The organism is Paractinoplanes maris, from assembly GCF_023544465.1.
In the GTDB taxonomy this organism is placed as follows: domain Bacteria; phylum Actinomycetota; class Actinomycetes; order Mycobacteriales; family Micromonosporaceae; genus Actinoplanes; species Actinoplanes maris.
This window is the reverse complement of record NZ_JALPVL010000007.1, coordinates 427,356-450,638: the sequence shown is the minus strand read 5'-3', so window position 1 is coordinate 450,638 and position 23,283 is coordinate 427,356. Positions and strand designations below refer to the sequence as shown.

The window sequence follows — 23,283 nt, the reverse complement described above, 5'->3', positions numbered from 1 at the left end:
CGCGGCGGGTGGGCGACGCACACCGTCGCTCACCCGCCGCGTGATTTGAGGAGACCCGAAAGATGCACTGGTGGACGCGCGAGTCGTCACGGCAACTGCTGTCGTTGCCGGCGGCCTTTCTCGGCATCTTGGTGCCGGGTGACGTGCTGATGAAGTTTCTGGCCGCCTGGGACCTCTACGCCATGACCTATCTGGTGCTTACCTGGTTCGCCTTCCGCGGCCGCACCTCGGAAGAATCACAGGCGATCGTTCTCATCCCGCGCCGCCGCAGCATGACTGATCGCCTGCTGGTCTCCGCGCCGGAGCAGTTCTCCCAAGCGGGCGCGGTGGCCGCGCTGGTCGCCACCGTCGTCGCGATGCCGCAGGCTCGACTGCTCGGCGCACCACTGCCGGTGGTGCTCATCGTCTGCACGGCCGCCGTCTTCACCGGCTGGTTGGTGCTGCAGACCGGTTTCGGCCTGAGTTACCTGCGGCTGTACTCCGAGAAGGGCGGCCTGGACTTCCCCGGCGACGACGAACCCAATACCGTCGACTTCCTGTACTTCTCGGCCGCGATCGGCACCACCTTCGGCACGACCGACGTCAACGTCACCCGAAGCCGGGTGCGGCGCCAGGTCCTCGCCCACGGACTGCTGGCGTTCCTGTTCAACACCTTGGTGCTCGCCGTCGCCATCACCCTGTTGGGCTCGTACATCACCCGGCCGTGAAGGACTGTAAATAGCTCCTCTGTCAACCTGTGACGGCGCAGTCGACCTGCAAGGCTCGGTAGACCACGTCGGACAGGCGTCGTTTCAGGACGCGGAGGGCTTCGAGTCCGCCGTCGCCGCCGGCCGGACCTCCTCGATGCGCACGGGGCGGTGCTCCGCGGCCGAACGGACGCAGGCCTCGGCGATCCAGTCGGCTTCGAGACCGTCGGCGACCGTGCACGGCGACGGCTGCTTCCCGGCGGCGACGTCGAGGAACGTTTCGAACTCGACGCGGAAGGCGTCGGCGAAGCGGTCCATGAAGAAGCGATGCGGAGGGGAGCCGGCGGCTGCGGTACCTGGCGTTGCGTCGCGCATCGGCCACTTCGGGTCGATGCCGGCGGCGATGCTGTCGGCCGAGCCGTGCACTTCCAGCCGTACGTCGTAGCCGCGGCCGTTGTAGCGGGTGTTGGACACGACGCCGAGGGTGCCGTCGGCGAAGGTGATGACGGCCGTCGCGGTGTCGACGTCACCCACCTCGGCGAAGAAGGCGGCACCGCGGTCGCTGCCGATGGCGTAGACCTCGACGGCTTCCTGGCCGGTCACCCATCGTACGATGTCGAAATCGTGCACTCCGCAGTCGCGGTAGAGGCCGCCCGAGCCCGCGATGTAATCGCGGGACGGCGGCTCGGGGTCCATGGTGGTCGATCGCACCGTGGTCAGCCGGCCGAGCTCGCCGGCGTCGACCGCGGCCTTGACGGCCGCCATCGCACCATCGTAACGACGCTGGAAACCCATCATCACGGGTACGTCGTAGTCCGCGAGCCGGCGCAGCAGAGCGGCGCCGGCGGCGCTGTCGGATGCGACCGGCTTCTCGCAGAGCGTCGGTACGCCCGCCTCCGCGCAGGCGAGGATGAGCGGGGCGTGCACGTCGGTGCCGGCCGCGACGACAACGCCGTCGACCCCGGCCGCGAGTAGTTCGCCGACCGAACCTACGCCTTCGGCCCCATAGCGGTCGGTGACCTGGCGGACCCGTTCCGGCAGGATGTCAGTGACGACGAGCGAGTCGATGGTGTCGAGGGAGCTCAGGGTGCCGGCGTGGAAAGCGCCGATCCGGCCGAGGCCGATCAATCCGATACGCATGGCGCTCAGCGTAGGAACCGTGACTGTGCGTTCATCACACCAGAACCCATCAAAAAGCCCTCAGGCATGGTTCCCCGGCCCGGTCGCGGGCAGGATTCGGCCATGAGTCTCCTTGCGACCTGCTGGACCACCGCCGGCGATGCGAACCCCTACCCCGGCGACCAGCGCAGCCCGGTCGGGATCCGCGAGCGGGTCGAGGCGGCGTCCGGCGCCGGGTTCGGGGGCATGGGTCTGCTCCACGCGGACCTGATGCCGGCGCTCGACGAATACGGAGTACGCGGCCTGCGCGCTCTTCTGGACGACCACGGCATCGTCGACCTTGAGCTGGAACTGATTACCGGCTGGTGGGAGACAGACCCCAACCGGCGGAAGTCCGATCCCGTACGCCGCGAGTTGCTCACCGCAGCCGAAGCGCTCGGCGCCCGGCATGTCAAGATCGCCCCCGACGTCACCGACGGCCCGTGGAACCGCGATGAGTGGGTCACGGCGTTCGCCGGACTGGCGGCCGACGCCGCCAACGCTGGAACCCGAGTCGGCCTGGAATTCCTGCCCTGGTCGAACATCAAGACCGTGCATGACGGGCTCGCGCTGGTCCAGGCGGCCGGCGCGGCGGCCGGCGGGCTGATCATCGACGTCTGGCACACCGAGCGTGCGCACACTCCACCGGCCGATCTCGCCGCGGTGCCGCTGCGCTATATCGTGGGCGTCGAACTCAACGACGCCGACGCGGAGCCGGTCGGCACGCTCTTCGACGACACCGTCAACCGGCGGCGGCTGTGCGGCCAAGGCGCGTTCGATCTGGCCGGCGTCATCGCAGCGCTACGCGCCGCGGGTTGGGACGGTCCGTGGGGCGTCGAGATCCTCTCCGAGGAGCATCGGAAGGCCCCGGTGCGGGAGGCGGTCGCGGCCGCCTTCCGCACGGCGGAAGCGGTTCTCGCGCCGCCTGTCTAGTACGGGCTTGTGCGGTCGACGGACCCGTAGCGTGTCAGCGGACAGTGGCGACGATTCGTGCGTAGCGAGTCATCGGCTTCTCGGCCCGGGTCCGTGACCTTGAGGATCATGTGGATCGTCTGGCACGGCCTTGCGTTCGACGGGACGGCGAAGCTCGTTCTCCGGTCCGAGGGCCGAGCGATGTCGACCACGCCTCGGTACGTGCCCGCCTCACGGTACTGCCACCAGTTGGTCGTCAGCTTGTCGTCGTCCGGGTCGGAGACAAAGGCCCGCAGATTGACCTTCTGCCCGGGACGGACGTCGATGTCGGTGTGCCGCGCCTCGATCTCGATGACCGGAGCGTGGTTCGCGTCAGCGTAGGACTTGGCCTGCCACTCAGATCAACGACGCTGGTGGTTTCCTCGATTCGTGCCCGGCGAACACGCCTTCGCGTCCCAAGCTGAGTGTGGCTGTGGGACGCTGACGCGCCTGCCGGAGCCGCCTCTCCCTGATCGATGGCTCGCCTGTTCGCCTGATCGAGCGGTCCAACGTGCTCGAGTACGCGCAGAATCACGCCGAACAGTTCCGGGAGTACGCGGGCCGTCTCGGCGCACCCACGCTGGTCGTCCTGCGTGGCGCGGCGACGAGTGTTGCGGGCATCGTGACCATCTTCGTGCTCGCCTACCCGATGGTGCTGGAGGCGCCGAAGGTCGTCTCGCACTGTTCGACGACCGCCGGGCCGAGCGGATCCGTCGGGTCGGCCATGACTGCGCCAAGAAGATCACCGGCTACATCACCGGGAGTCTGCTGATCAGTGTCATCTGCGGTGGTCTCACGTACGCGGTGCTCGCGATCATGGGAGTCCTCGGCGCGCTGCTGGCCATTCCCGTCGCCGGCGTCATTCAGATCATCGCCCGTGACATCTGGGACACCCGCCGCGGCCGGCTCAAGTCAGAGCCGACCGTCGGTGAGGAGAAGGTGCCGTTCGACGCCGCGACGGCGAACGGCGCGAACGGTACGACCGTGTCGAGCAGTGTGGGACCGGGTCCTCGCCAGGGGTGACCCCCGTCGTGTGATCCGTCGCAGTGCGGGTAGTCCGCTCGCCCAGGTCACTGCGACGGATCGGAGGCATGATGACCCGCGCGCACGATCGGCTCGGCGACGGAGACGAGGAGCTCGACGAGGAGGAGGCCGAGCAGGTCGAGGCCGTCCGGCCGCCCGACCTCAATCAGGAGTCGAACCGTTCGGCTACCCGTCTGGAACTATTCTTCGACCTGGCGTTCGTGCTGTTCGTGGCGCGCTGCGCCGACGTCCTGGCGAAGGACGAGAGCTGGCACGGCGCGCTGGTGTTCACCGCCGTTCTGACGATCGGCTGGTGGGCGTGGGCCAGCACGACCCTGTACGCCAACCGATTCGATACCGACGACGCGGTGTTCCGGCTGCTCACGTTGGCCGCGATGGCCGGCGTGGCTGCGATGGCGGCTGCCGTGGACAAGATCGACGGTTCCGCCGGGCGGTGGTTCGCTCTGGGCTACGTCGTGATCCGTCTTGCGTTGATCGCCGGCTACGTACGAGCATGGCGGCATGTGCCGCAGGCCCGATCGACGGCCCGGCTCTATCTGATCGGGCACTCTCTGGGTGCGGCGATCTGGCTGGTTTCGCTGGCTGTCCCGACGCCGGCCCGATACTGGCTCTGGGGTGTCGGCGTGCTGGTGGACGTGGTGTGGCCGACCGCTGCAGCCCGGCTGAAAGACGCCGTCCCGCTGCATCTGGAGCATCTACCGGAGCGCTTCGGGCTATTCGTCATCCTGGTGCTGGGCGAGTCGGTCGCGGCGGTCGTGACCGGCGTGCACGACGGCGGCTGGAAGGGTCCCGTGGTGATCACGGCGGGCCTGGCGTTCACGGTCGCCGCGGCGCTGTGGTGGGTGTACTTCGATCTGTCCGGCGGTGCGGCGAAGCGCCGGCTGGCCGCCGAAGGTGACGCGGTCACCAAGCACGGTGTGCATGACTTCTACGTGTATGTTCACCTGCCGTTGGCGGTGTCGCTGGCCGCAGTGGCGGTGGGACTGGAACACGCCGTGCTCCACGGCGCCGACCCGCACCTGAGCGCGGGGACGCGCTGGGTGCTGGGCATCGCCGCCGCCGGCTATCTCCTCAGCGCCGGTCTCATGCAGGCGCATCTGGGCCGGAGCGTACGCGGGTCGCTGATCTGGCCGGGTGCCGGCATGCTCCTGGTCCTGGTGGTCGTCCTGCTCGACCTCTCCCCGGTGGCCACGGTCGGCCTTCTCGCCGCGGTCCTGGTCGCCGGCGTCCTCGTCGGGTTCCAGCTGCACCGCGCGGGTGAGGTGCGAACCGCCAAGGTGTAAGGCCAGGCTGGGACGCCGCAGGCCCCCGTCGCGGCATGACACCTCGACAAGCCGCTGCCGGACCCGGACCGGGTTACGTCCTTCTTCGTCTGCGGCGCCGGACTCGGCTCCACTGTCGTTCGCCGACCGATAACCGGACCCGCTCCTCGACCGTTCGTGATCAACCACTTACGGCATGATGGAGATCGAACGCGGGAAGGGGATCGGAGGAACAGTGGAAGTGCTGCGCCGGCCCTTCGAGCATGGTGAGCCTGCCGGTCCGCTGCGCCACTCGGCCCGCTCCGCGCTGATGCCGTGGCTGGCTGCTGACGACCTTGCCGACGCGATGGTGGTCATCTCCGAGTTGGTGCAGAACGTCACCCAGCACACCGGCGGCGGCGGAGAACTCGTGCTCACCGCCGATGCTCACGCGATCACCATCGAGGTGCGCGACCACAGTCCGGTTCTGCCGCAGGTCCATCCTCCCGACACGCACCGCCTCGGCGGTAGAGGCTTGCTGTTGGTTGCCGGCGTCACCCGCGCCTGGGGCGCGAGGCCGGAGCGCTCAGGGAAAGTCGTCTGGGCCAGGTTGACCACATCAGCCGCCGCACCTGGCGAAGCCGCCGCCTGACCAGCTTGCCGGGCCTTGTCCTCGGCGTTGCCGGGCGCAGCAGTCGGGTGCACGTGTAAGCCACAACAGCCCGGGTACCAAACTCTCGTATCGTTCAACGACGTGCACGGAGACGCCCGGACCCCTGCGCACCCGTGCGAAGGACAGCAAGACATGACGTACACGATCTTCAACAGGCCGCCCGCGGCACCGGCACCACCCGCGAGACCTTCATGACGTCCGGACACGAAGGTGCTGATGGCCCGGCGCACACCGCGCTGATCATCGACTCGGACAATGAGCTGCTCAACACCCTGCTACCCGAGCTGCGTCGCTCGGCCGGCCGCTACGACGAAGTTCTCCTGGTGATCGGCAGAGACACCCGTACGATGCTGGCGGAGCACCTCGGCGACCTCGGCGGCGCTCTGCACTGGCGTGATCCGTCGGCGTTCTACCAACGGCTCGGATTCGCCTACGAAGGCTTCCGCCGCTACCTGGCCGAACAGCACGCCGCCGGTCACCGGGTGCACGTGATCGCCGAGCCCGACCTGGCCGGCGGCGTGGACGCCGGCATGCACGCCGATCGCGCGGCCGCCTACCTGGCCTATGAGGCGGTTTGCAACGACACCTACGCGCCGTACGACGCAGCGGTCACCTGCATCTGGAACCAGCGCCATCACCTGACGGGCGTCCTCGACGGGGTACGCGCCACCCACCGCTACCTGCTCACCACGGCCGGCCGCGTCCCGTCCCCGACCTATCAGGGCCCTGAGCGATACCTGGCCGGACGGCAGGACCTGTCCTTGCAACCCGCCCCCGCCGACGTCGACCACGAGGTGGTCCTGACCGAGGTCGCTGATCTGAGCCGGTTACGCGCGGTGCTGTACCCGTGGGCCGACCAGCACCACTTCGCCGGTGAATCCGCCGACGACCTGGTCACGGCCACCGTCGAAGTGGCCGCCAACGGCCTGCGCCACGGCGCCGCACCGGTGCACGTGCGCGCCTGGCATGGCCAGGACACCCTGATCGTCCAGTGCGACGACAGCGCCGGCCGTCCCATCCCGGCCACGGCCGGCTACCGCCGTCCCCAACCGGCCGGCGCCGCTCCGGGCGGCCGGGGGCTGTGGCTGGCGCGGCAACTCGCCGACATCGTGATCACCGACACGGCGCCAGGCTGCACCTCGGTCCGGCTGCATTTCCCGTACGGGGTGATGCACCGCAGCCCGGCGTAGGGGCCGCCAGTCCAGAAGCCGCCGTTTCGAACGCGTCCCGCAGTGTTCCGGTCCGGCACAGCCGGTCGCTGTCTGCGGTTTCTCAGGAATAGCGGGAGTTGATGGGGGAATGCGCCGCGAGACGTTACCGCGCATGGAAAGGGCAATCCCCGTGGCCGAGAACCAGTACGGCAAGCAAAACCCGCAGGAGCAGTTCGAGCAGCCCGACCAGCAGCAGAGCGATCAGATCCCGCACCCCGGACGCACCGGCGACATGCAGGATCAGCCCGACCACGGTGAAGACAGCTACCAGGGGACCGGTCGACTGACCGGCAAGCGGGCGATCATCACCGGCGGGGACTCGGGCATCGGCCGCGCGGTCGCGATCGCCTTCGCCCGCGAGGGCGCTGACGTGCTGATCGCCTACCTACCTGACGAAGAGGAAGACGCGCAGCAGACGGTGCAGCTGGTGGAGAAGGCCGGACGCAAGGCAGTCGCCGTGCCCGGTGACATCCGTGAGGAAGCGCATTGCACCGCGATCGTCGAGCGGGCGGTCAGCGAACTTGGCGGCCTGGACATCCTGGTCAACAACGCCGCCTACCAGATGGCCCAGCCGGGCGGGATCACCGACATCACCACCGAGCAGTTCGACCGGGTCCTGAAGACCAACCTGTACGCCATGTTCTGGCTGAGCAAGGCGGCCGTGCCCCACCTGCAGCCGGGCTCCACCATCATCAACACCGCGTCGATCCAGGCGTACCAGTCGTCTCCGGAACTGCTGGACTATGCCACCACCAAGGCCGGCATCGTCGCGTTCACCAAGGCCCTCGGAGCGAGCCTGGCCGAGAAGGGCATCCGGGTGAACGCGGTGGCGCCCGGTCCGATCTGGACGCCACTCATCCCGGCCACCATGCCGGAGGAGAAGGTGGAGTCCTTCGGTGAGCAGGTTCCCATGAAGCGCGCCGGGCAGCCGGCGGAGCTGGCTCCGGCGTACGTGTTCTTCGCCTCGCAGGAGTCCAGCTACGTCACTGGCGAGGTGCTCGGTGTCACCGGCGGCCAGCCGCTGTCCTGACCTCGATACGGGTTGGGTCTGCCGTCAACCTCTGCCGAAGGGACGGCGCTCGGAAGCGGGTGCCGTCCCTTCGACGTGGGTCGATAGGCCGTCGAGGGCCGCGTAGAGCTGCCGGCGCGGCCACTTGCAGCGGAGCTACGTAACCCTCAGAGCGACCCGCACGAGCGGTATTGCCGGCTGCTGGAACTCACCGGTAGCTCATACTCCAGCGGCCTCTGGGCTTACGACTCAGCGTCCTCCTGGGCACTGCGAAAGGACCCCGACAGCGCCCTTCGGTCCAACGTACAGATCTTCGAATGGACCAACTGCAACACCGAAGGCAATTACCGCACCTACGTCGTCGACAAGGACTACGCGGCGGCGGACCTCAGGACCATCGGCTGGAACAACACGGCCGCGTCCGTCCGAGTCACCATCGCCCCATGAATTCGTTGTCGGGGACGCTGCGGGGCACTCGCACCGCGATCCGCGCAGTTCCGGGCCGGCGGCCGGTCTGAGCGAGTCGATACCGCCGTTACCGGCGCTTTCAGCGCCCGGGCAGTGTCTTGAGCGCCTGGGACCGTTGCGCCACCAGATCGGCGTAGGTGCCGTCGCGTTCGGCCCAGCGGTGTTGCAGAACACCTTGCACGAGGATCTCATCCGGGGTCGGGTCCTGTCCGAGCAATGCGAAGACCTCGTCGAGGTAGTCGTCGAGGTCGAGCGCGCGGGGGTTGAGCCGCTTGTGCTCCGGCGTGGTCGCTACCGCCGGCGGTACCAGCTCGGCGACCTCTACACCGGTGCCGGCGAGTTGTGCGCGCAGCGCTTCGGTGTACGCGTGCACGCCTGCCTTCGTGGCGGCGTACGTGGCCATCAGTGGGAACGGCAGGAAGCCGATGCCGGAGCTCACCGTGACGAAGGTGCCGGCGCCGCGGGTGAGCAGGTGTGGGGTGAACGCGTCGAGTACCCGGATGGTGCCGAGCAGGTTGGTCTGGACCGTGGTCTCGGCGGTGGTGAAGTGCTCGGGGTCGCGCAGGTCCTCGGTCAGCTGGATGCCGGACATGGTGACCACCAGCTCCAGGCCAGGGTAGCTTTCCAGGACGCTGTCGCGGGCGCGTCGTACCGAGCCGGCGTCGGTGACGTCGATCTCGACCACACTCAGCCCGTCGAGGGGAGTGGGCCGGCGCCCGCCGACGATGACGGTGCCGCCGGCGGCGGCGAAGCGGCGGGCCATACCCAGGCCGATGCCGGAGGTGCCCCCGGCGATGAATACCGTGCGGTTCGTGATGTCCATGAAACCCAAGGTCGCAGCCTCAGCGAGGCGGAGGAAGTACTTCGCGAATCCGGGTAGTGGCAGGACCCCCTGTCCGCGCCGGCGCTGGTATTAGCCTCGGCCTCATGAGTGGTGAGGACGGCGCCAACCGGCTGGGCGATTACCTGCGCGCACGGCGAGAGTTGGTCACGCCCGAGCAGGCCGGCATCCGGCCCGGTGCCCGTCGCAAGGTCAAGGGCCTGCGCCGCGAGGAGGTGGCGCTGCTCGCCGGGATCAGCGCCGACTACTACCTGCGGCTGGAGCGTGGCCGCGACAAGAATCCGTCTCCGCAGGTGCTCGAGGCCCTCGCCCGGGTCCTGCACCTCGACGACGTCGAGAGCCGGTACCTGATCGAGCTCACCGCGCCCCGCCCGCGAGCCCGCCCCCGCCGCAATCGCGAGCAGGTTCCCACGCGGCTGCATCACCTGCTGGCCGCTGTGGGCGTACCAGCCTTCGTCGAGGGCCGATCATTCGACGTGCTGGCGGCCAACGCTTTGGCCACGACTCTGTCACCCCGGCTGCGCCCGGGTCAGAACCGGCTGCGCTCGATGCTGCTCGACCCGGAGGAACGCGAGTTCCACGTCGACTGGGAGCGCGCCGTGGCGAGTTTCGTCGCGGCATTCCGCCAAAGCGTCGGTGATGCGCCCGACGACGCCCGGGTCGTCGAGCTGGTTGGTGAGCTGTCGCTGTCCAGCGCACGGTTCCGCTCGTTGTGGGCCCGCCACGATGTGCGCGAGCTTCAGGGCGGTACGACCACCGTCCGGCACCCGGTGGTCGGCGAACTCACGCTGCACCGCGACAAGCTGCCGGTCGACGGCCTTCTGCTGGTGCTCTACTACCCGGACGAGGCCGGCGACAACGCCGAGAAGCTGCACCTGCTGGCCGCACTCGCGGCGTCCTGAGCGACTTCGGGACGCCGGGACGCGACTGGTGCGGCGGCGGAACGAGTCCAAACACGATCAGGCTGCGACAGCGATCCTCACAGTCAGCCCAGGGCTGCTCGGATGACCGCAGTGTCCCCGTTCAGTTTCAGCAGGTGCACGATGTACCCTCCCGGTTCGGGCTCGGCTCCGGGTTGGTCGCAGCCGAGTCGCCCGCCGCCGTCAGCACGCAGCTCCACAGCGCACCCAGGCCCGGCCAGGAAGCCGCCACCGCCGCCCTGCCCATCAGCGTCGGTCATTCGCACGTGGACACCGCCATCCTCTGTGGAGGCCGACACCGTCCACCTGGCGAGTGCGAATTTGACCGAACTGGAGAAGGACACCTTGCAGTCGCCGTCGGCACACTCCCTGTACTTGGTGCTGCCCTCGCTCGGCGCCTTCGTCTCCTGCCGCGCTTTCGGCTTCCGTGTCGCTTTGGGCTTCCGGACCGCTTCCGCCTTCCGTGAACGGTCCACAGTGGGGGACGAAGTTGCGGAGGGGTCGGCGTCACGGGAACTTGCTGGAGAAGCAGCGCGGGAAGCGGTCGCGGTAGCGGCGATGTCAGGGCTCGACGGCGTGGCAATGGAGGACGACTTTGCGGTGGAGTCGCAGCCGGCTACGGCCAAGCCCAGCAGTAGCGCCCCGATCGCTGTGCGTTTTGCGGGGGAACGTCGGCAATGCTGCATGCGCGGAGCCTAGCGGCCCGACTTCGCCGGGCGCCCTGGGGGAGCCGGACGACGGCACGGCGCGGTCCCGCCGCTCGCGAGCGGCGGGCGCGGCATCAGGAGGCGACGGCATGCCGTAGGGCGTCTGCTCCAGGGCCGTGCACGTGCCCGATCCGGACGGCGCGTCCGGTCAGCAAGAGGAACAGGTCAGTCATGGTGCCTGCCACCTGCGCGCCGTTTCCGGTGGACCAGTTGTAGTCGGTGGCGTTCAGCCGGAATGTCGTCAGCGGCAGCGAGCGGAAGACCTTCGCGTTCCCGCGGCCGCGGTAGGAGACCACCCGGTCGGCTGCCTCGGCCACCTCGGCGGCGGGGACGCGGATCTCCAGGCCCAGGGGGATGGCCATGTCGAAGGTGTGGCCGACGGCGTCGATGAGCGACTCGCGACAGGTCAAGCCCGGGAATGCGCGGTGCCGTCCGATCAGCAGGCCGAGCCTGTGAACGAGTTGTCCAGGATCGTGGCGTCGGGCGAGATCGATCGAGCCTTCCCGGATGAGACGGTTGGTCCCGCCCGGATGCCGGATGGCGAGCAAAGCCAACTGCCGCAGGGTGAGCAGCGGCATTGTCAGGTGTGCTGCGACATCCCTGACGGTCCAGGCTTCGCACAGCGAGGGAGTGTCCCACTCGGCTGGGGCCAGACCGGTCAAGAGCTCAACGATGACGCGGCGTCGCCGGTCGACGGCCGACCAGACCTCGGTGTCGTCCATGGCGTCCGATCCCTCCGCCGGCTGGAGATAGTACGATTATGGTACTACCATTTAGTCCTGATCGGGACTACCTGAAAGGCCTCTTGTGGAACGCGAGATCTCGTCCGGCTGGCTGATGTTCATCGGCTTCCGGGCGGCTGAGGACCGCATCGTCGCCGCGCTTGCCGAGGCCGGCTACGCCGACATCACCCGGGCGCAGGCGCGGTTGCTGGCCGGGATCGACGTGGACGGCACCCGGCTGGTGGTCCTCGCCGACCGCGCCCGGATCCCGAAGCAGACCGCCCTCGCTCTGGTCAACGGACTCGAGGCGGCCGGCTTCGTGGAGCGGGTGCCGGATGCCTCAGACGGGCGAGCACGACTGGTCCGGCTGACAGCACACGGCCGGGGTGTGCTGCCCGTCGCCATCGCCGAGGAAACGCGGATCGAGGCCGACTGGCAGGGCGTCCTGGGCGTCCGACGGATGCGAGCGCTCCGTAAGGCGCTGTGGGAGCTGGCTTTGAGCGCTGACCCACACCTGCATTCGCCGGATGCCGCGCAGGGGGCCAACGCGGTGCCGGGTGAGCGGTGAGCTGCGCTGCCCGATGCGGCGCGCAATAAAGCGTTCCAGGACGCGGTTCGCAGCACGAGGGCCAGTGGCGTCCTGGGCGCCTCAGGTGGTCCGGTGTTACACGTGCAACCGGTAGAACCGGAAGGTGATTTCTGCCGGCGAGGGCAGGATCTCGATCTCGCTGAACCCTGCCTCGAGGGCGTACCGGCGCAGTGTCTCCGGCCGCATGACGGTTCCGGTGCCGGCGCTGTCCTTGTGGGCCATGCCGTCGACCAGGCAGGTCGTGATGGAGAAGCCGTAGAGCAGTCGCTCCCAGGGCCCGGCCGGCGCGGTGAACCTCTCCTCGGTGAGCTCGTCCATGACGACGACGAACCCGTCGTCGGCCACCGCGCCACGCACGGTCCGGAGGAAGCCGACGGGGTCGCCGAGGTCGTGCACGCACTCGAAGGCGAACACCGCGTCGTACGGTGTCCCGTCGCCGAGCCGCCGGGCAGCGACGTCTTGCAGCGTGAACGTCACGCGGTCGGCGGCGTCCGAGCCGACGGCGTGCCGGCGGGCGGCGTCGACGGACTCCGCGTCGACGTCATAGCCGTCCACCGTGACCTGCGGGTAGCCCGTCGCGATGCCGATCGAGGACCATCCCTCGCCGCACCCCACGTCCGCGACCCGCGCGCCCGATCGCAGGCGCGCGTCGAGGTCGGCGACCCCGGGTAGCACCTGTTGCGCGAGCGCGTGCAGGAACATTGGCCGGTTGATTGCCGACTGGCCTTCGCGGGCGTTGCGGCCCAGCTGCCGCCAGCTCACGCCGGCGCCCGTGCGGTACGCCTCGAGGATGTCGTCGAGGTGGAGGCCGCTGGCCGCGACCATCCGGGCCAGGGGGCCGAGGTGGGCGAGGCTGTCGCCGTCGAGGAGCACCTCGGCGTGCGTGGCCGGTAGCCGGAACCGGCGGTCCTGCGGTGCGGCGGCCGCGTCGTCGACCGCCAGGTAGCCGCTGGCGGCCTGGTGCTCCAGCCACTCCCGGGCGTAGCGCTCCGCGGTTCCGGTGGCTCGGGCCAGTTCGGTCGAGGTGAGCGGGCCCCCTTCGTGCAGCGCGCGATACCAACCCAGTCGGTCGCCGAAGTAGACGGCGTACATCTCCATCGTGCCGAGGGTGGCGGCCAGCAGCCGCTCGGCGAAAGCGTCGGCCGGCAGGCCGGGTGTGGGTGTGGTCAGCAGGTCGGAGTGGTGGCCGACCGGCTCGAACGTTGTGGTCATCGTGAACTCCTTCGTTGTCGATCACATCACCCTGGCGCTTCCGATCGCAGGGTGTTGGTCGCCGGCTCGCATTGCCTCACCGGTCGATCGCGGCGCGGGTCTCCCCGTGGCCACCGTGTCTCCACACTGGACGCTGCCCAGCAGGATGCCGTCGACAGCCGCAGCCTTGGGCCGACGCGGCTGATGCACCGTTGATCTCTTGCGCCGGTGCAGGCCCTCGACCGCACCGGCGGCCGAATTCGTCGGCCTCTGTCGGCAGATGTCCGTGGCGTCAGCCGGTCGTGCTAGGAACGTAGCGTACGACCGCTCATCACCCGACGTCGTGAGGCAATTGCTCACCCGGTGATCAGCGCCAATGGCTACCAGCACAACGATTCCGAACAGGCCCGGCCGAGGCCGCGGTCACCGGCCCGGGTGGCTTCGATACCTTCTGCGGCGTGGGCGAGGCCGGGCCGATCGGCTTCTCCGCCGAGCACGCCGAACCCGCCGGCGAGGCCGAGGCCCTGCTCGACGCGCTCGGCGCAACCCCGGCCGAGGAACGGACCCTGGACTGGTTCGTCCGGGCCGGCCAGTGGGGTTTCATGTTTCCGGCCGACTTCCGCGTCGTCCACGACACGCTGGGCCCCGGCATGTTCCGCGACATCGGCATCTTCGGCCCGGACGCGCCGGGCGGCTGGAATCTGGCCGAGCTGCTGCGGGCCGGCCGCGAGCAGGTGACGGCCGCCGGCCTTGACCATCTGCGCTTCCATCCGGACGCCGGCGGCATGATCCCGTGGGGAGTGACGCAGGACGGCTGGCTCCTCGGCTGGCTGCCCCGGCATCCCGACCCGGACCGCTGGTGTGTGGCCGCGCTCGGGCCGGGCTTCCTCCGCATCGATTGGCCGGAGCTGTCCTTCAGCGAGTTCCTGCTCTATCACTCGGGTATCCGCGAGGGGTACGACGTCGCCCTCGCCGACCGTCCCGGCTGGACCGGATCGCCGGTCTTCCGGGGGCTCGCCGGTGGAGACGCCGGCAGCCGCTGATCGTGTTTCTCCACGACGGTGGCGGCGAGCCTCTTCGTCCCATAGTTGGCAATGGAAGCCGGCTGTCGGACTATGCGATTTCGTACCGGTCGCGTTTGACCTGCAGGGTGGGGCACTGCTTGAGTGCGGCCATCGTTCGGTGGAACGCCTCGGATTCGCCATGCGCCTCCAGGTCCGCCGTGTTCTGCCACTGCTCGACGAGCTGGTAGCGGCCGGGGTGCAGGACGTCGCGTCCAAGATCGAAGCGGATGCAACCCGGGTAGGTGTCGGCGGCCGCCGCGTGGGCGCCGGCGATGCGCTCGAACGTTTCTCGGTCCTGCTCCCCGAGGGTGTAGGTGAGGATCAGCAAGATCTGGCCGGTTGCGTCGGTGGTGCTCGTCATCGTCGGTGACCTCTCGTGGTGGTCGCGTTCTCAAGGCGGAGGATTGGCGATAGCCGTTGTGGAGGCGCCGGGCGATCGGGGATCTCTTGGGCGTGCTCGATGACAACAACGGGCCGGATCGGTGGTGGTTCGGACGCTGTGCTGAAAACACAGACGGGTGGCGGACCCCGCTTGTTCGCGGGTCCGTACCAAACCTCCGTGATCGGGCTCACCGCCTCTGAACTGGCAGGACCCGTACACGTCGAGCGAGGCAACCGACCGGTAGAAAGCGACGGGGGTCCCCACATGCAAAACGTTTCGGCGCCTGACGCCAAGCAGGTCCCAGCCCAGACCACGTCCTGGGCCGGGGTCGCCTCGCTCGGCCTCGGTGTCTTCGCCTTGGTCATGGCCGAATTCCTGCCGGCCAGCCTGCTCCCGGCCATCGCCGCCGACCTCGGCGTGAGCGAGGGCACCGCCGGCCAGGCGGTCACCATGACGGCCATCGGCGCGGGGCTGTCGGGTCTTTTCCTGCCGGCCCTGCTGCCCCGCACGGACCGGCGGCTGGTGCTGATCGGACTTACGGCGGCCGCCGTCGTCTCCGACGTGCTCGTGGCATTCGCGCCCAACCTGGTCGTCCTGCTGGCCGCGCGCCTGCTGATGGGCGTGAGCCTCGGCGGCTTCTGGGCCGTCGCGATCGCCATGTCGGCCCGCCTCGTGCCCAGCGACTACCTCGGCCGCGCCGTGACCGTCATCAACGCCGGCGTCTCGGTCGCCACGATCGCCGCCGTCCCGCTCGGCACCTGGCTCGGCGCCCTCTGGGGCTGGCGTGGTGTGTTCCTGCTCGCCGCGGGAGCCGCCTTGGCTGCGCTGCTCGTGCAGGCGGTGACCTTGCCGCGCTTCGTCCCGGACGCGGCCGGCAGCCTTCGGGTCCTGGTCGTGACGTTGCGCTCGCGTACGGTCCTGTTCGGACTCGGGGGGATTCTGGTGGTTGTCGCCGGTCACTTCACCGGCTTCACCTACATCCGCCCGGCCACTGAGAGCGTGTCAGGGATCGACGCCTCCGGACTGGCGGTACTGCTGTTCGTCTACGGGATCGCGAACGTCGGGGGCACGGCGGTCAGCGGCGTGCTGGCCGACCGCGTACTGCGGGTCGCCGCTCTGTTCTTCCCCGCGATGATCAGCCTGGGCATGGTGGCCATGGTTGTCACCGGCAGCACGCGGGCCGGGCTGTTCGTCGCCGTCGCGCTGTGGGGCTTCGGCTTCGGCGGCGTCCCGACCACGGCCCAGACGTGGGCCGCCCGCACCGATCCGCAACACCTCGAGCAACTGGGCGGGGTGACTGTGACGGTGTTCCAGATCGCGATCGCCCTGGCCGCGGTCGGGGGCGGTCTGCTGGTGGACCACATCGGGGCCACCGCACCGCTGGTCGTGGGCAGCATGGCTGCGATCGTCGGCGGTTTGCTGCTCGTCAGCGCCTTGCGGCCCGCCGCGCGTTGAACGGCGAGTCGGCCGTGGCAGCAGGGCATCCGTACGGGAAAAGCCTGTCTGGCCGGCACACCGAGGCCTGTCGCTGACGGGTTCGGGATACGGGGGCTGCGGCTCAGCATCGCAGCGTGGTGGTTCACCGGCGTTCGGCAAAGCGTTCTTGACTTCGAGTGCACTCGAAGTGCCAAGGTGTGCGGCATGACTGAGGTGAAGCCATCCTCGCTGGTGCTCGGCGCGATGATGTTCGGGACCGCCGTCGACGAGGCCACATCGTTCGCGTTGCTCGACCGGTTCGTCGAACGCGGCGGAGTGTGGCTGGACACCGCTGACTGCTACGCGTTCTGGGCGAGCGACACGGGCCACGGCGGTGACAGCGAACGGGTGCTCGGACGATGGCTCGCTGCCCGTCCCGGCATCCGTTCGAAGGTGCGGATCGCCACCAAGCTGGGAGCCGAGCCGCTCGAACCGGGTTCCTGGCCCGACCGCCGGGAGGGGCTGTCTCCCGCCGCGGTGCGAACGGCTTTCGCCGGCAGCCTCGACCGTCTCGGTGTCGACCGCGTCGACCTGTTGTGGCTGCACCAGGAAGATCGCTCGGTGCCGATCGAGGAGACCGTCGACGCGCTCGACGGGCTGGCCGCCGACCGGTTCGGCATCTCCAATCACCCGGCCTGGCTGGTCGAGCGGGGCCGCGCGCATGCCCGGTCGGTCGGGGCGCGACCGTTCGACGCCCTGCAACTCAATGCCACCTATCTGCGGCCCCGTCCGGGCACGCTTCCACCCGGTGTCGCACACCGCTTCGGGGTGCTCAGCGACGAACAAGCCGACTACGCCGCCGAGCACGGCATGGACGTGTGGGCGTACACGCCGCTGCTGTCAGGTGCCTACGACAACCCGCGGAAGGACATTCCCGAGGCGTACGACCATCCCGGCAACGCCTCCCGGCTGGCTGTCCTGGATGAGGTGGCCAAGGAGGCCGACGCCGCCCGCGGCCAGGTGGTGCTGGCATGGTTGCTGAGCCGCGGTATCCGGCCGATGCTGGGTGGCAGCAAGCTCGTCCAGCTCGACGCCGCGTTCGACGGTGTGGCGCTGGAACTGAGCGCGGATCAGCTGCGGCGACTCGACGAAGTGGACCGGTCCGACTGGGCCGCCCCGTACGCGCAACGCTGACGATGGCGCGCCGCGGGCCGCTCAGCAGCCCAGCCGTCGGGTGCCCAGGGCGACGTCGTCGATCCACAGGTCGAACTCGCCCGGCGTGGTCCCACCCTGGTACAGCTGCCAGCCGATTTTGACGGTGTCCACGGCCGGCAGCACGAACGGCACCTCGTTGCCGCCGTGCTCGTTGGTCGAGGCGGTCAGGTCCGGATTCGCGACGCCGTCGATCCACACGGCGACGTTGTTGTCCGTCCGGTCGAGCGACCACTCGAAGCACTGCCACGTGTCCTCGACGACCGGCGCCGACTCGCGCCAGCTGGTCCAGTCGCCGGTGGGGCCGCCGTCGGCTCCCACGCCCCAGAAGGTTCCGGGGACGGTGGGCGCGTACTGGCCGCCGATCGGGCGGACGACTTCGGCACTGCCGCTGCCGGTGGCCTCGACGAGCGTGAAGTGCGCCCAGTCCGGGGCGGTGGGGAACGCGTCGGTGCGCAGCCGCATCCGGCCGTAGAGACGATCGCCCGGCACGGCGAGATCGTCGACCCGCAGGAAGGCGCGCCCGTTGTCGACGGTGTGGACGTGCAGCACCTGGTTGCCGCGACGGGCGCGCTCGACGCTGAGCGTGCCGTTGCGGGTGTCGGTGCCCCACTTCAGGGTGCTGGGGCCGCCTGTAGGCAGGCGTTGGAAGTCTTCGCAGAAGAGCAGATCGCTGGTGCAGGCGCCGCGATGGGCGGCGCTTGCCGCGCCGGCCGGGGCGACACCGAGCATCAGGGCCGCGGCGGCAGCGGCGACGAGGTGACGCATGGATTTTCTCCTTCGTGGCGGGTGATGGGGTGTCAGCGGCGGCTGGTCTGGAGCTCGCGATCGCTCGCCACGGTGGCCGGAACGCCGCGGCGCCGGGCGATGAGGGCGTCGACGGACCACGGACCGGCGCCCGCCACCGCGATCGCCAGGAAGGCCCAGGCGTAGAGCGCCGGCGTGACACCGCCGTTCTGGATCGGCAGCAAAGCCTGCGGCTGATGGACGACGAAGTAGGCGTAGGCCATCGAGCCGGAGGCCACGACTGCCGCCGGGCGGGTGGCCAGTCCGGCCAGGACCAGGGCGCCGCACAACAGTTGGATCACTCCGGCGTACCAGTTCGGCCAGGTGCCCGGCTCGATCGCCTGGCCGGAGCCGCGGTTGCCGCCGAGCACCCCGAAGACGGAGGCGAGCCCGTGGCACAGGAACAGGAAACCGACGACCATCCGGAACAGTGACCACGTCGGCGCGGTGAAGCGGTGGGGAGACATGGCGCTCCTTGGGGGAGGGGGAACGGCGGGGATTACCGCAGGTTAGGGAGTCGGCGGCATCAAGGCAACGACGTACGTCAATGTCCTGGTCAACGAATGGGAGCGCTCCCATCAGATGAGAACCGGACATCCCCGCGTCTGATCCGGTGCCGGGCTCGACGCTGGATGAATGGCGGGCTACGAAACAGTCGGCGGGACTATCTATCGGGAGCCACCGGTCTAGAGTGGACGCGTGCTGGGAGTCGTCGCGGCCGCACTTGGCGGTCCAGAGGTGTTGCAGGTGACCGAACTGCCCGAGCCTGAGGCGAAGCCCGGGCAGGTTGTGGTCAGGATCCGTGCGGTCTGTGTGCACCCGGCCGACGTGGCGGCCACCACCGGAGAAATTCCGCGCGGGCCGGATGTGCCGCCGTTCTCGCCCGGGTGGGACATCGCCGGCGAGGTGGCCTCGGTCGGCCCCGGCACGGCTGACTTCGGGGTGGGCGATCGTGTCGTCGGGATGATCCCGTGGTATCTGACGCGGGGTGCACCAGGTGGCTACGCCGAGTTCGTGGCGGCCGACACGGATTGGTTGGTGCGGTTGCCGGACGGGCTCGACTTCGTGTCCGCAGCCACGGTGCCGCTCAACGCCCAGACCGCGCACCAGGGGCTGTCACTGGTGTCCTTGGCCATGCTTCCGGCCGGCAGCAGCATTCTGGTCACCGGTGCCGGCGGCGGTGTCGGCGGCTTCGCCACCCAGCTTGCGGTTCAGCGCGGCTACCGCGTCCTGGCGCAGGCCGCCCACGACGATGAGCAGTGGGTGCATGGTCTTGGCGCACACGAGGTAGTTCCCCGTTCCGTCGATCTGGCCACTGTCGGGCCGGTGGCCGCGGTGTTCGACGCGGTCCCCGTGGGGGAAGCGGCGGCCGCTGCCGTCGAGGACAGGGGAGTCGTGGTCGCGACCCGGCCCACGCCGGCCATCGTTCCAGCACGTGGCGTGCGCCAAGAGCTGCAACTCATCGCGCACGATCGTGAGCTGCTGGCCGACTTGGTGGATCAGGTGGCGGCGGGACGATTGCGTACGCGCGTGGCGGCCACGATGCCGTTGACCGAAGCAGCCGACGCCCACCGGCGGGTATTGGCCGGTGGCCTGCGCGGAAAAATCGTGCTGACGCTGGGCTGACGGGAACGTGGCGGCGGCCGTCAGCTCGGATCTCACCGGTAGGCGGAAGACTTCCGGTCCAGGTACGGATCGGCTTCGGCCCGGATCGTGAGGCAGTTCGTGGGGATCGTGTCGACCATCGTGCCGGCGCCGTTCGGGCATCGGTAGCGGACCAGGGCCGCCCATTCGCAGGCGCTCTCGACCACTCCCGCACGGCGGGCGCCACTGCGGTGCACCCATACCGGGTCGCCCGGCCGGCACGCCCCTGCAGGTTCCGAGGGCGGGGACACTGGGGTGGTGGCGGTCCCGTACATCTCGGTGTGGCCGCCGCTTTCGGTGGCCAAGGCCCAGGTGGCAACGGCTTTGCCGGTGGTGTTGGCGTGCTGCTTGGCGCTGAACATCGCCCGGTCCGCGCGGCGCAGCAGATCGGGAAGGTCAGTAGAGCGCCCAGCCGGCACGACACCGATCGAGGCTGTGACGGAAAGGGTGTGACCCTGCACGTCCATCGGGAGTGCGATCGCCGCGCTAAGCGAGCCGGCCACCTCGTGCCACCAAGCCTCCGGGACGCCGGCGCGCGGCGCCCGCGGCAGCGCGGCGAACTCGTCACCGCCGAACCGGGCCACCAGGTGGTCGCCGAGGCAGACGGCCATGCGCCGGGCGACCACGCAGAGGACCTCATCACCGGCGTCGTGCCCATAGGTGTCGTTGATCGGCTTGAAACCGTTGAGGTCGAGGACCAGAACGGCCGACGAGCCATCGTCGCCGCGCAGCAGCTCCGAGGCGAGCGCGTGGAAGAGGCGGCGGTTGGCCAGTCCGGTGAGCTCGTCGTGGCCGGCCATCCATCGGAGCGAGGCGCGCTCGTGCTCCAGCTGCTGGACGTGCGCCGCGAGCTGATCGATGCGGGCTTGGAGGCGGGCGGTTTCGGACTCGGTCCGCCGCTGAGCGTCATCTGGCAGTGAACCGCTCATGTCGGCGGCGGCAGGATCGAGGATCCGCATCGGCCGTCCTCTCAGAACTGCGGCGGTCCAGCGGGAGCTGTCGAGACGACGGCGAGGCATCACCAGCGCCACAGTTGAATCATGGCAGTCACGCGAGGCGCGTGCAAGATTTCACGGCGACGACTGTCACGACGACATGATGCATCCGAGGCGGCTTTCGGCTACTCTAGGTATGTGCACTTTCGTGGTGAAAGAGTCGTCGGATGGCCTGGTGCACTGATTTTGCACGTCAGACACGCTCTGGGGGACGTAACGGTCACTGGACCAGTGGCAAGTTGATGACCCACAGTGAGCAACTCCAGGGGGAGGGGCACTGATGAGTGGCGAATCAGGCTGGATCATTTCCAGCAGGTCGACAGGCAACGGAGGCAGTTGCGTCGAGGCCCGCCGCCAGGACGGCCTCATCGAGGTCCGCAACAGCAAGGCGCGCGAGGCCGGCACCGTGGTGTTCACGGTCGAGGAGTGGGACTCGTTCCTGTTCGGCGCCAAGCGCGGCGAGTTCGACGCGCTCTTGACCGACTGATCGCGGCGGACCTCCACCACGGATCAGTTCGTCAGCGGAACTCTCCGACCGGTATGGCATCTTTGCCGATGAGATCGAAGATCCGCCGGTATTCGTCCACCTCGACCTGCTCTTCCAGGTAGAGCGCACCGACGTGCGATTCGAGGTAGACCACGTCGGGATCGTCCGGGTCGTCGAACTCCAGGATCCGGAAGGCACCGGCCATCGCCGCGTGCGCCCCGACTGAGAACGGCAGCACCCGGATGTCGACCGTGTCCTCTCGGGACAGCCGCCGTAGATGCTCGATCTGCCCCTTCATCACCTGGTCGCCGCCGACCGGGCGGGTCAAGGCTCCCTCGCCGAGCACCGTCACGAGGTGGATCGGTGGGTTACGGGCGAAGAGCGTCTTCTGCCGCTGCAGGCGGAGTTTGATGTGCCGCTCGGCGAGCTCCGAGTCCACCGGCTGCTCGGCGCCGAAGATGGCGCGCGCGTATTCCGGAGTCTGCAGCTCGCCGGGAACGATCTCGCCGTCGTACCCGGACATGCGGGATGCGGACGCCTCCAGCCCGACATACAGCTTGAACCACTCGGGGATCACCGGGCTGGCGTCCCACCACTCCTGCTGTGACGTGCCCAGTGCCAGGTCGGCCAGCGCGTCAGTGATGCTCTGGTCGGCACTGTAGAGCCAGCAGAGCGCGCGTACGTTGGCCCCGGTGACCGGCACCTTGCCCGTCTCGATGCGGTGCAGCGTCGGCTCCGAGATGCCCAGCCGCGCTTCCACCACATCACGCCGGCTCATCCCGGACGCCGTGCGCAGCCGCGTCAAACGCCGCCCCAACGCCCGACGCACGACGCGTTGGCCTGTGACCGGCACCCTTACCTCCGCCTTGCCAACCCGTGTGGACGGTGACGCCGACCACCGTACCTGCAACGCCGTGTTGTCAACAGCCAACCCGGCGGTGATCACCGAAGGTGCCAGCGCGACGGTAGCGGCAGCTGTTACCTTGCCGGACTCCTCGCCGGCCGATCCTGACTCGAGCCGGAACCGCGGCACCTTATCGCGCTCGTCGATCTCTCAGTCCGACCCACGCGCCGAGCCGAAAGCGTTCGCGCCACCTTGGGCCCGATGGATTCGGTCGAAGGCGCCGCCTGCGCGATCATTCACTCCTACGGTGATGAAGTGACTGCCTCAAAGCCGATTGATCCCCGGATCGTGCTGCCGACGGTGAATGCAGAACTTGATGTGGCCGTGTTGCGGCTGCGGTGGGCGCAGAACATCGCCACGCGATTGCTACGCGACAGTGAGCGAATGCCTGATCTTCACATGATCGTCCTCGGGCTCCGGGCGGCACTGGATCGCATTGAAGGGACGTTGCAGCAGTGGGAAGCGGTGGTGGCGACCGCCGCCGATCGAGCCGCTGTGCCGCAGCGTAATTCCCGATACCGATGTGGCGTGGAGGTTCGATGAGCACTGTTGTCATGTCCGTGGCGCCTACCGGTAAGCGCAGCAGGTTCGCCCTGGCCGACCTTCCAGTGAGCACCAAGGTCCTGGCCTCCGTATCTGTCGCCGGACTGGTCGCGGTGGTGGTTGGTCTTTCCGGGCTCTTGGCGTTGAGTAGTGCCACCAAGGCGACCGAACGGCTGTACGGCAACGTCGACGCCACCGGGGCGGTGGGTGAGCTCAACGCGGCCATGCTCCAAAGCAGGCTGACGTTGGGTAATCACGCCGTGTCGCGAGACCAGGCCACGAAGGCCAAGTACGAGCAGACCTTCGCCGAGAACCTGAAGGCGGTCGATGCCGCGTTCGCGACCTACCGAGGGACTGATCCGTTCGGGGATCCGGCGATCCTGCACCGGCTCGAGGCGAACTGGTAAGCTTATAAACAGGTTGCCCAGAACGAGCAGCT

The 23,283-nt window shown here is 68.9% G+C and carries 27 protein-coding genes; 17 read left to right on the top strand and 10 right to left on the bottom strand.

The features are described from left to right. Positions 1-62 precede the first annotated feature (62 nt). Positions 63-707: a DUF1345 domain-containing protein gene (locus tag NAG42_RS22580; RefSeq protein WP_250032774.1), complete on the top strand. Its 645-nt coding sequence runs from the start codon at positions 63-65 to the stop codon at positions 705-707. A gap of 84 nt (positions 708-791) precedes the next feature. On the opposite strand, the gene NAG42_RS22575 is transcribed toward NAG42_RS22580, so the two are convergent. Next, positions 792-1,826 carry a Gfo/Idh/MocA family protein gene (locus NAG42_RS22575; protein WP_250032773.1) on the bottom strand — a complete coding sequence of 345 codons (1,035 nt, stop codon included), beginning with the start codon at positions 1,824-1,826 and terminating at the stop codon, positions 792-794. Between NAG42_RS22575 and NAG42_RS22570 the strand changes: the two genes are divergently transcribed. Beyond that, complete coding sequence (locus NAG42_RS22570) at positions 1,782-2,777, top strand: sugar phosphate isomerase/epimerase family protein (protein WP_250032772.1); 996 nt, start codon at positions 1,782-1,784, stop codon at positions 2,775-2,777. The two genes, NAG42_RS22575 and NAG42_RS22570, sit on opposite strands and share 45 nt — an antisense overlap. On the opposite strand, the gene NAG42_RS45355 is transcribed toward NAG42_RS22570, so the two are convergent. Continuing rightward, positions 2,774-3,052: a hypothetical protein gene (locus NAG42_RS45355; protein ID WP_369077109.1), complete on the bottom strand. Its 279-nt coding sequence runs from the start codon at positions 3,050-3,052 to the stop codon at positions 2,774-2,776. The two genes, NAG42_RS22570 and NAG42_RS45355, sit on opposite strands and share 4 nt — an antisense overlap. Positions 3,053-3,306: 254 nt before the next feature. On the opposite strand from NAG42_RS45355, the gene NAG42_RS22565 reads away from it, so the two are divergent. From NAG42_RS22565 to NAG42_RS22540, 6 genes are all read left to right on the top strand, one after another. Next, positions 3,307-3,567 carry a hypothetical protein gene (locus NAG42_RS22565; protein ID WP_250032771.1) on the top strand — a complete coding sequence of 87 codons (261 nt, stop codon included), beginning with the start codon at positions 3,307-3,309 and terminating at the stop codon, positions 3,565-3,567. A 32-nt stretch (positions 3,568-3,599) separates the two neighbouring features. Then, entirely contained in the window at positions 3,600-3,818 is a 219-nt protein-coding gene (locus tag NAG42_RS22560; protein ID WP_250032770.1) for a hypothetical protein, read from the top strand. 71 nt (positions 3,819-3,889) lie between these two features. Further along, entirely contained in the window at positions 3,890-5,122 is a 1,233-nt protein-coding gene (locus tag NAG42_RS22555) for a low temperature requirement protein A (protein WP_250032769.1), read from the top strand. Between the two features lie 175 nt (positions 5,123-5,297). Beyond that, positions 5,298-5,732, top strand: coding sequence for an ATP-binding protein (locus NAG42_RS22550; RefSeq protein ID WP_250032767.1), 435 nt, complete (start codon positions 5,298-5,300; stop codon positions 5,730-5,732). A gap of 212 nt (positions 5,733-5,944) precedes the next feature. Continuing rightward, positions 5,945-6,943 carry a sensor histidine kinase gene (locus NAG42_RS22545; RefSeq protein ID WP_250032766.1) on the top strand — a complete coding sequence of 333 codons (999 nt, stop codon included), beginning with the start codon at positions 5,945-5,947 and terminating at the stop codon, positions 6,941-6,943. A 151-nt stretch (positions 6,944-7,094) separates the two neighbouring features. Further along, positions 7,095-7,994, top strand: coding sequence for an SDR family oxidoreductase (locus tag NAG42_RS22540; protein ID WP_308201175.1), 900 nt, complete (start codon positions 7,095-7,097; stop codon positions 7,992-7,994). A gap of 526 nt (positions 7,995-8,520) precedes the next feature. On the opposite strand, the gene NAG42_RS22535 is transcribed toward NAG42_RS22540, so the two are convergent. Then, complete coding sequence (locus NAG42_RS22535; protein ID WP_250032764.1) at positions 8,521-9,264, bottom strand: SDR family oxidoreductase; 744 nt, start codon at positions 9,262-9,264, stop codon at positions 8,521-8,523. A 104-nt stretch (positions 9,265-9,368) separates the two neighbouring features. On the opposite strand from NAG42_RS22535, the gene NAG42_RS22530 reads away from it, so the two are divergent. Next, positions 9,369-10,184, top strand: coding sequence for a helix-turn-helix domain-containing protein (locus NAG42_RS22530; RefSeq protein ID WP_250032762.1), 816 nt, complete (start codon positions 9,369-9,371; stop codon positions 10,182-10,184). Between the two features lie 799 nt (positions 10,185-10,983). On the opposite strand, the gene NAG42_RS22525 is transcribed toward NAG42_RS22530, so the two are convergent. Then, positions 10,984-11,631 (bottom strand): maleylpyruvate isomerase family mycothiol-dependent enzyme, encoded by a 648-nt coding sequence (locus NAG42_RS22525; protein WP_250032761.1) that lies wholly within the window; start codon positions 11,629-11,631, stop codon positions 10,984-10,986. Positions 11,632-11,716: 85 nt separating this feature from the next. Between NAG42_RS22525 and NAG42_RS22520 the strand changes: the two genes are divergently transcribed. Further along, a complete protein-coding gene (locus NAG42_RS22520) occupies positions 11,717-12,199 on the top strand; it encodes a MarR family winged helix-turn-helix transcriptional regulator (RefSeq protein WP_250032760.1) in 483 nt (160 codons plus the stop codon). Between the two features lie 96 nt (positions 12,200-12,295). Here NAG42_RS22520 and NAG42_RS22515 read toward each other — a convergent pair whose 3' ends face one another. Then, positions 12,296-13,432 (bottom strand): class I SAM-dependent methyltransferase, encoded by a 1,137-nt coding sequence (locus tag NAG42_RS22515; protein ID WP_250032759.1) that lies wholly within the window; start codon positions 13,430-13,432, stop codon positions 12,296-12,298. 437 nt (positions 13,433-13,869) lie between these two features. Between NAG42_RS22515 and NAG42_RS22510 the strand changes: the two genes are divergently transcribed. Beyond that, positions 13,870-14,454: a hypothetical protein gene (locus tag NAG42_RS22510; RefSeq protein ID WP_250032758.1), complete on the top strand. Its 585-nt coding sequence runs from the start codon at positions 13,870-13,872 to the stop codon at positions 14,452-14,454. 70 nt (positions 14,455-14,524) lie between these two features. Here the strand turns inward: NAG42_RS22510 and NAG42_RS22505 are convergent, their stop codons facing one another. Beyond that, positions 14,525-14,836, bottom strand: a complete 312-nt coding sequence (locus tag NAG42_RS22505; protein ID WP_250032757.1) for a putative quinol monooxygenase — start codon at positions 14,834-14,836, stop codon at positions 14,525-14,527. A 285-nt stretch (positions 14,837-15,121) separates the two neighbouring features. Here NAG42_RS22505 and NAG42_RS22500 point away from each other — a divergent pair, with 285 nt between their 5' ends. Together NAG42_RS22500 and NAG42_RS22495 are read left to right on the top strand one after the other, a co-directional pair. Beyond that, positions 15,122-16,312 carry an MFS transporter gene (locus NAG42_RS22500; protein WP_250032756.1) on the top strand — a complete coding sequence of 397 codons (1,191 nt, stop codon included), beginning with the start codon at positions 15,122-15,124 and terminating at the stop codon, positions 16,310-16,312. Between the two features lie 186 nt (positions 16,313-16,498). After that, complete coding sequence (locus tag NAG42_RS22495) at positions 16,499-17,467, top strand: aldo/keto reductase (RefSeq protein ID WP_250032755.1); 969 nt, start codon at positions 16,499-16,501, stop codon at positions 17,465-17,467. Between the two features lie 21 nt (positions 17,468-17,488). Here NAG42_RS22495 and NAG42_RS22490 read toward each other — a convergent pair whose 3' ends face one another. Next, a complete protein-coding gene (locus NAG42_RS22490; protein WP_250032754.1) occupies positions 17,489-18,253 on the bottom strand; it encodes a hypothetical protein in 765 nt (254 codons plus the stop codon). 32 nt (positions 18,254-18,285) lie between these two features. Further along, on the bottom strand, positions 18,286-18,738 hold the full coding sequence (locus NAG42_RS22485; protein WP_250032753.1) for a DoxX family protein: 453 nt from the start codon (positions 18,736-18,738) through the stop codon (positions 18,286-18,288). A 232-nt stretch (positions 18,739-18,970) separates the two neighbouring features. Here NAG42_RS22485 and NAG42_RS22480 point away from each other — a divergent pair, with 232 nt between their 5' ends. Further along, positions 18,971-19,897 (top strand): NADP-dependent oxidoreductase, encoded by a 927-nt coding sequence (locus tag NAG42_RS22480; protein ID WP_308201172.1) that lies wholly within the window; start codon positions 18,971-18,973, stop codon positions 19,895-19,897. A gap of 32 nt (positions 19,898-19,929) precedes the next feature. On the opposite strand, the gene NAG42_RS22475 is transcribed toward NAG42_RS22480, so the two are convergent. Further along, a complete protein-coding gene (locus NAG42_RS22475) occupies positions 19,930-20,874 on the bottom strand; it encodes a GGDEF domain-containing protein (protein WP_250032751.1) in 945 nt (314 codons plus the stop codon). 316 nt (positions 20,875-21,190) lie between these two features. Here NAG42_RS22475 and NAG42_RS22470 point away from each other — a divergent pair, with 316 nt between their 5' ends. Beyond that, on the top strand, positions 21,191-21,397 hold the full coding sequence (locus NAG42_RS22470) for a DUF397 domain-containing protein (RefSeq protein WP_250032750.1): 207 nt from the start codon (positions 21,191-21,193) through the stop codon (positions 21,395-21,397). Positions 21,398-21,428: 31 nt separating this feature from the next. On the opposite strand, the gene NAG42_RS22465 is transcribed toward NAG42_RS22470, so the two are convergent. Beyond that, a complete protein-coding gene (locus NAG42_RS22465) occupies positions 21,429-22,430 on the bottom strand; it encodes a helix-turn-helix domain-containing protein (RefSeq protein WP_250032749.1) in 1,002 nt (333 codons plus the stop codon). 72 nt (positions 22,431-22,502) lie between these two features. On the opposite strand from NAG42_RS22465, the gene NAG42_RS22460 reads away from it, so the two are divergent. Beyond that, entirely contained in the window at positions 22,503-22,844 is a 342-nt protein-coding gene (locus NAG42_RS22460; RefSeq protein WP_250032747.1) for a hypothetical protein, read from the top strand. Beyond that, a complete protein-coding gene (locus NAG42_RS45005) occupies positions 22,841-23,251 on the top strand; it encodes a Tar ligand binding domain-containing protein (protein ID WP_308201171.1) in 411 nt (136 codons plus the stop codon). Before NAG42_RS22460 ends, NAG42_RS45005 begins: the two co-directional genes overlap by 4 nt. Positions 23,252-23,283 lie beyond the last annotated feature (32 nt).

What these genes read in the sequence shown, in the direction of transcription:
- NAG42_RS22580 (WP_250032774.1), top strand. Translation starts at nt 63, where the DNA reads ATGCACTGGTGGACGCGCGAGTCGTCACGGCAACTGCTGTCGTTGCCG.
- NAG42_RS22575 (WP_250032773.1), bottom strand. Translation starts at nt 1,826, where the DNA reads ATGCGTATCGGATTGATCGGCCTCGGCCGGATCGGCGCTTTCCACGCC.
- NAG42_RS22555 (WP_250032769.1), top strand. Translation starts at nt 3,890, where the DNA reads ATGACCCGCGCGCACGATCGGCTCGGCGACGGAGACGAGGAGCTCGAC.
- NAG42_RS22550 (WP_250032767.1), top strand. Translation starts at nt 5,298, where the DNA reads ATGATGGAGATCGAACGCGGGAAGGGGATCGGAGGAACAGTGGAAGTG.
- NAG42_RS22545 (WP_250032766.1), top strand. Translation starts at nt 5,945, where the DNA reads ATGACGTCCGGACACGAAGGTGCTGATGGCCCGGCGCACACCGCGCTG.
- NAG42_RS22535 (WP_250032764.1), bottom strand. Translation starts at nt 9,264, where the DNA reads ATGGACATCACGAACCGCACGGTATTCATCGCCGGGGGCACCTCCGGC.
- NAG42_RS22530 (WP_250032762.1), top strand. Translation starts at nt 9,369, where the DNA reads ATGAGTGGTGAGGACGGCGCCAACCGGCTGGGCGATTACCTGCGCGCA.
- NAG42_RS22525 (WP_250032761.1), bottom strand. Translation starts at nt 11,631, where the DNA reads ATGGACGACACCGAGGTCTGGTCGGCCGTCGACCGGCGACGCCGCGTC.
- NAG42_RS22515 (WP_250032759.1), bottom strand. Translation starts at nt 13,432, where the DNA reads ATGACCACAACGTTCGAGCCGGTCGGCCACCACTCCGACCTGCTGACC.
- NAG42_RS22505 (WP_250032757.1), bottom strand. Translation starts at nt 14,836, where the DNA reads ATGACGAGCACCACCGACGCAACCGGCCAGATCTTGCTGATCCTCACC.
- NAG42_RS22500 (WP_250032756.1), top strand. Translation starts at nt 15,122, where the DNA reads ATGCAAAACGTTTCGGCGCCTGACGCCAAGCAGGTCCCAGCCCAGACC.
- NAG42_RS22495 (WP_250032755.1), top strand. Translation starts at nt 16,499, where the DNA reads ATGACTGAGGTGAAGCCATCCTCGCTGGTGCTCGGCGCGATGATGTTC.
- NAG42_RS22490 (WP_250032754.1), bottom strand. Translation starts at nt 18,253, where the DNA reads ATGCGTCACCTCGTCGCCGCTGCCGCCGCGGCCCTGATGCTCGGTGTC.
- NAG42_RS22485 (WP_250032753.1), bottom strand. Translation starts at nt 18,738, where the DNA reads ATGTCTCCCCACCGCTTCACCGCGCCGACGTGGTCACTGTTCCGGATG.
- NAG42_RS22475 (WP_250032751.1), bottom strand. Translation starts at nt 20,874, where the DNA reads ATGCGGATCCTCGATCCTGCCGCCGCCGACATGAGCGGTTCACTGCCA.
- NAG42_RS22470 (WP_250032750.1), top strand. Translation starts at nt 21,191, where the DNA reads ATGAGTGGCGAATCAGGCTGGATCATTTCCAGCAGGTCGACAGGCAAC.
- NAG42_RS22460 (WP_250032747.1), top strand. Translation starts at nt 22,503, where the DNA reads ATGGATTCGGTCGAAGGCGCCGCCTGCGCGATCATTCACTCCTACGGT.
- NAG42_RS45005 (WP_308201171.1), top strand. Translation starts at nt 22,841, where the DNA reads ATGAGCACTGTTGTCATGTCCGTGGCGCCTACCGGTAAGCGCAGCAGG.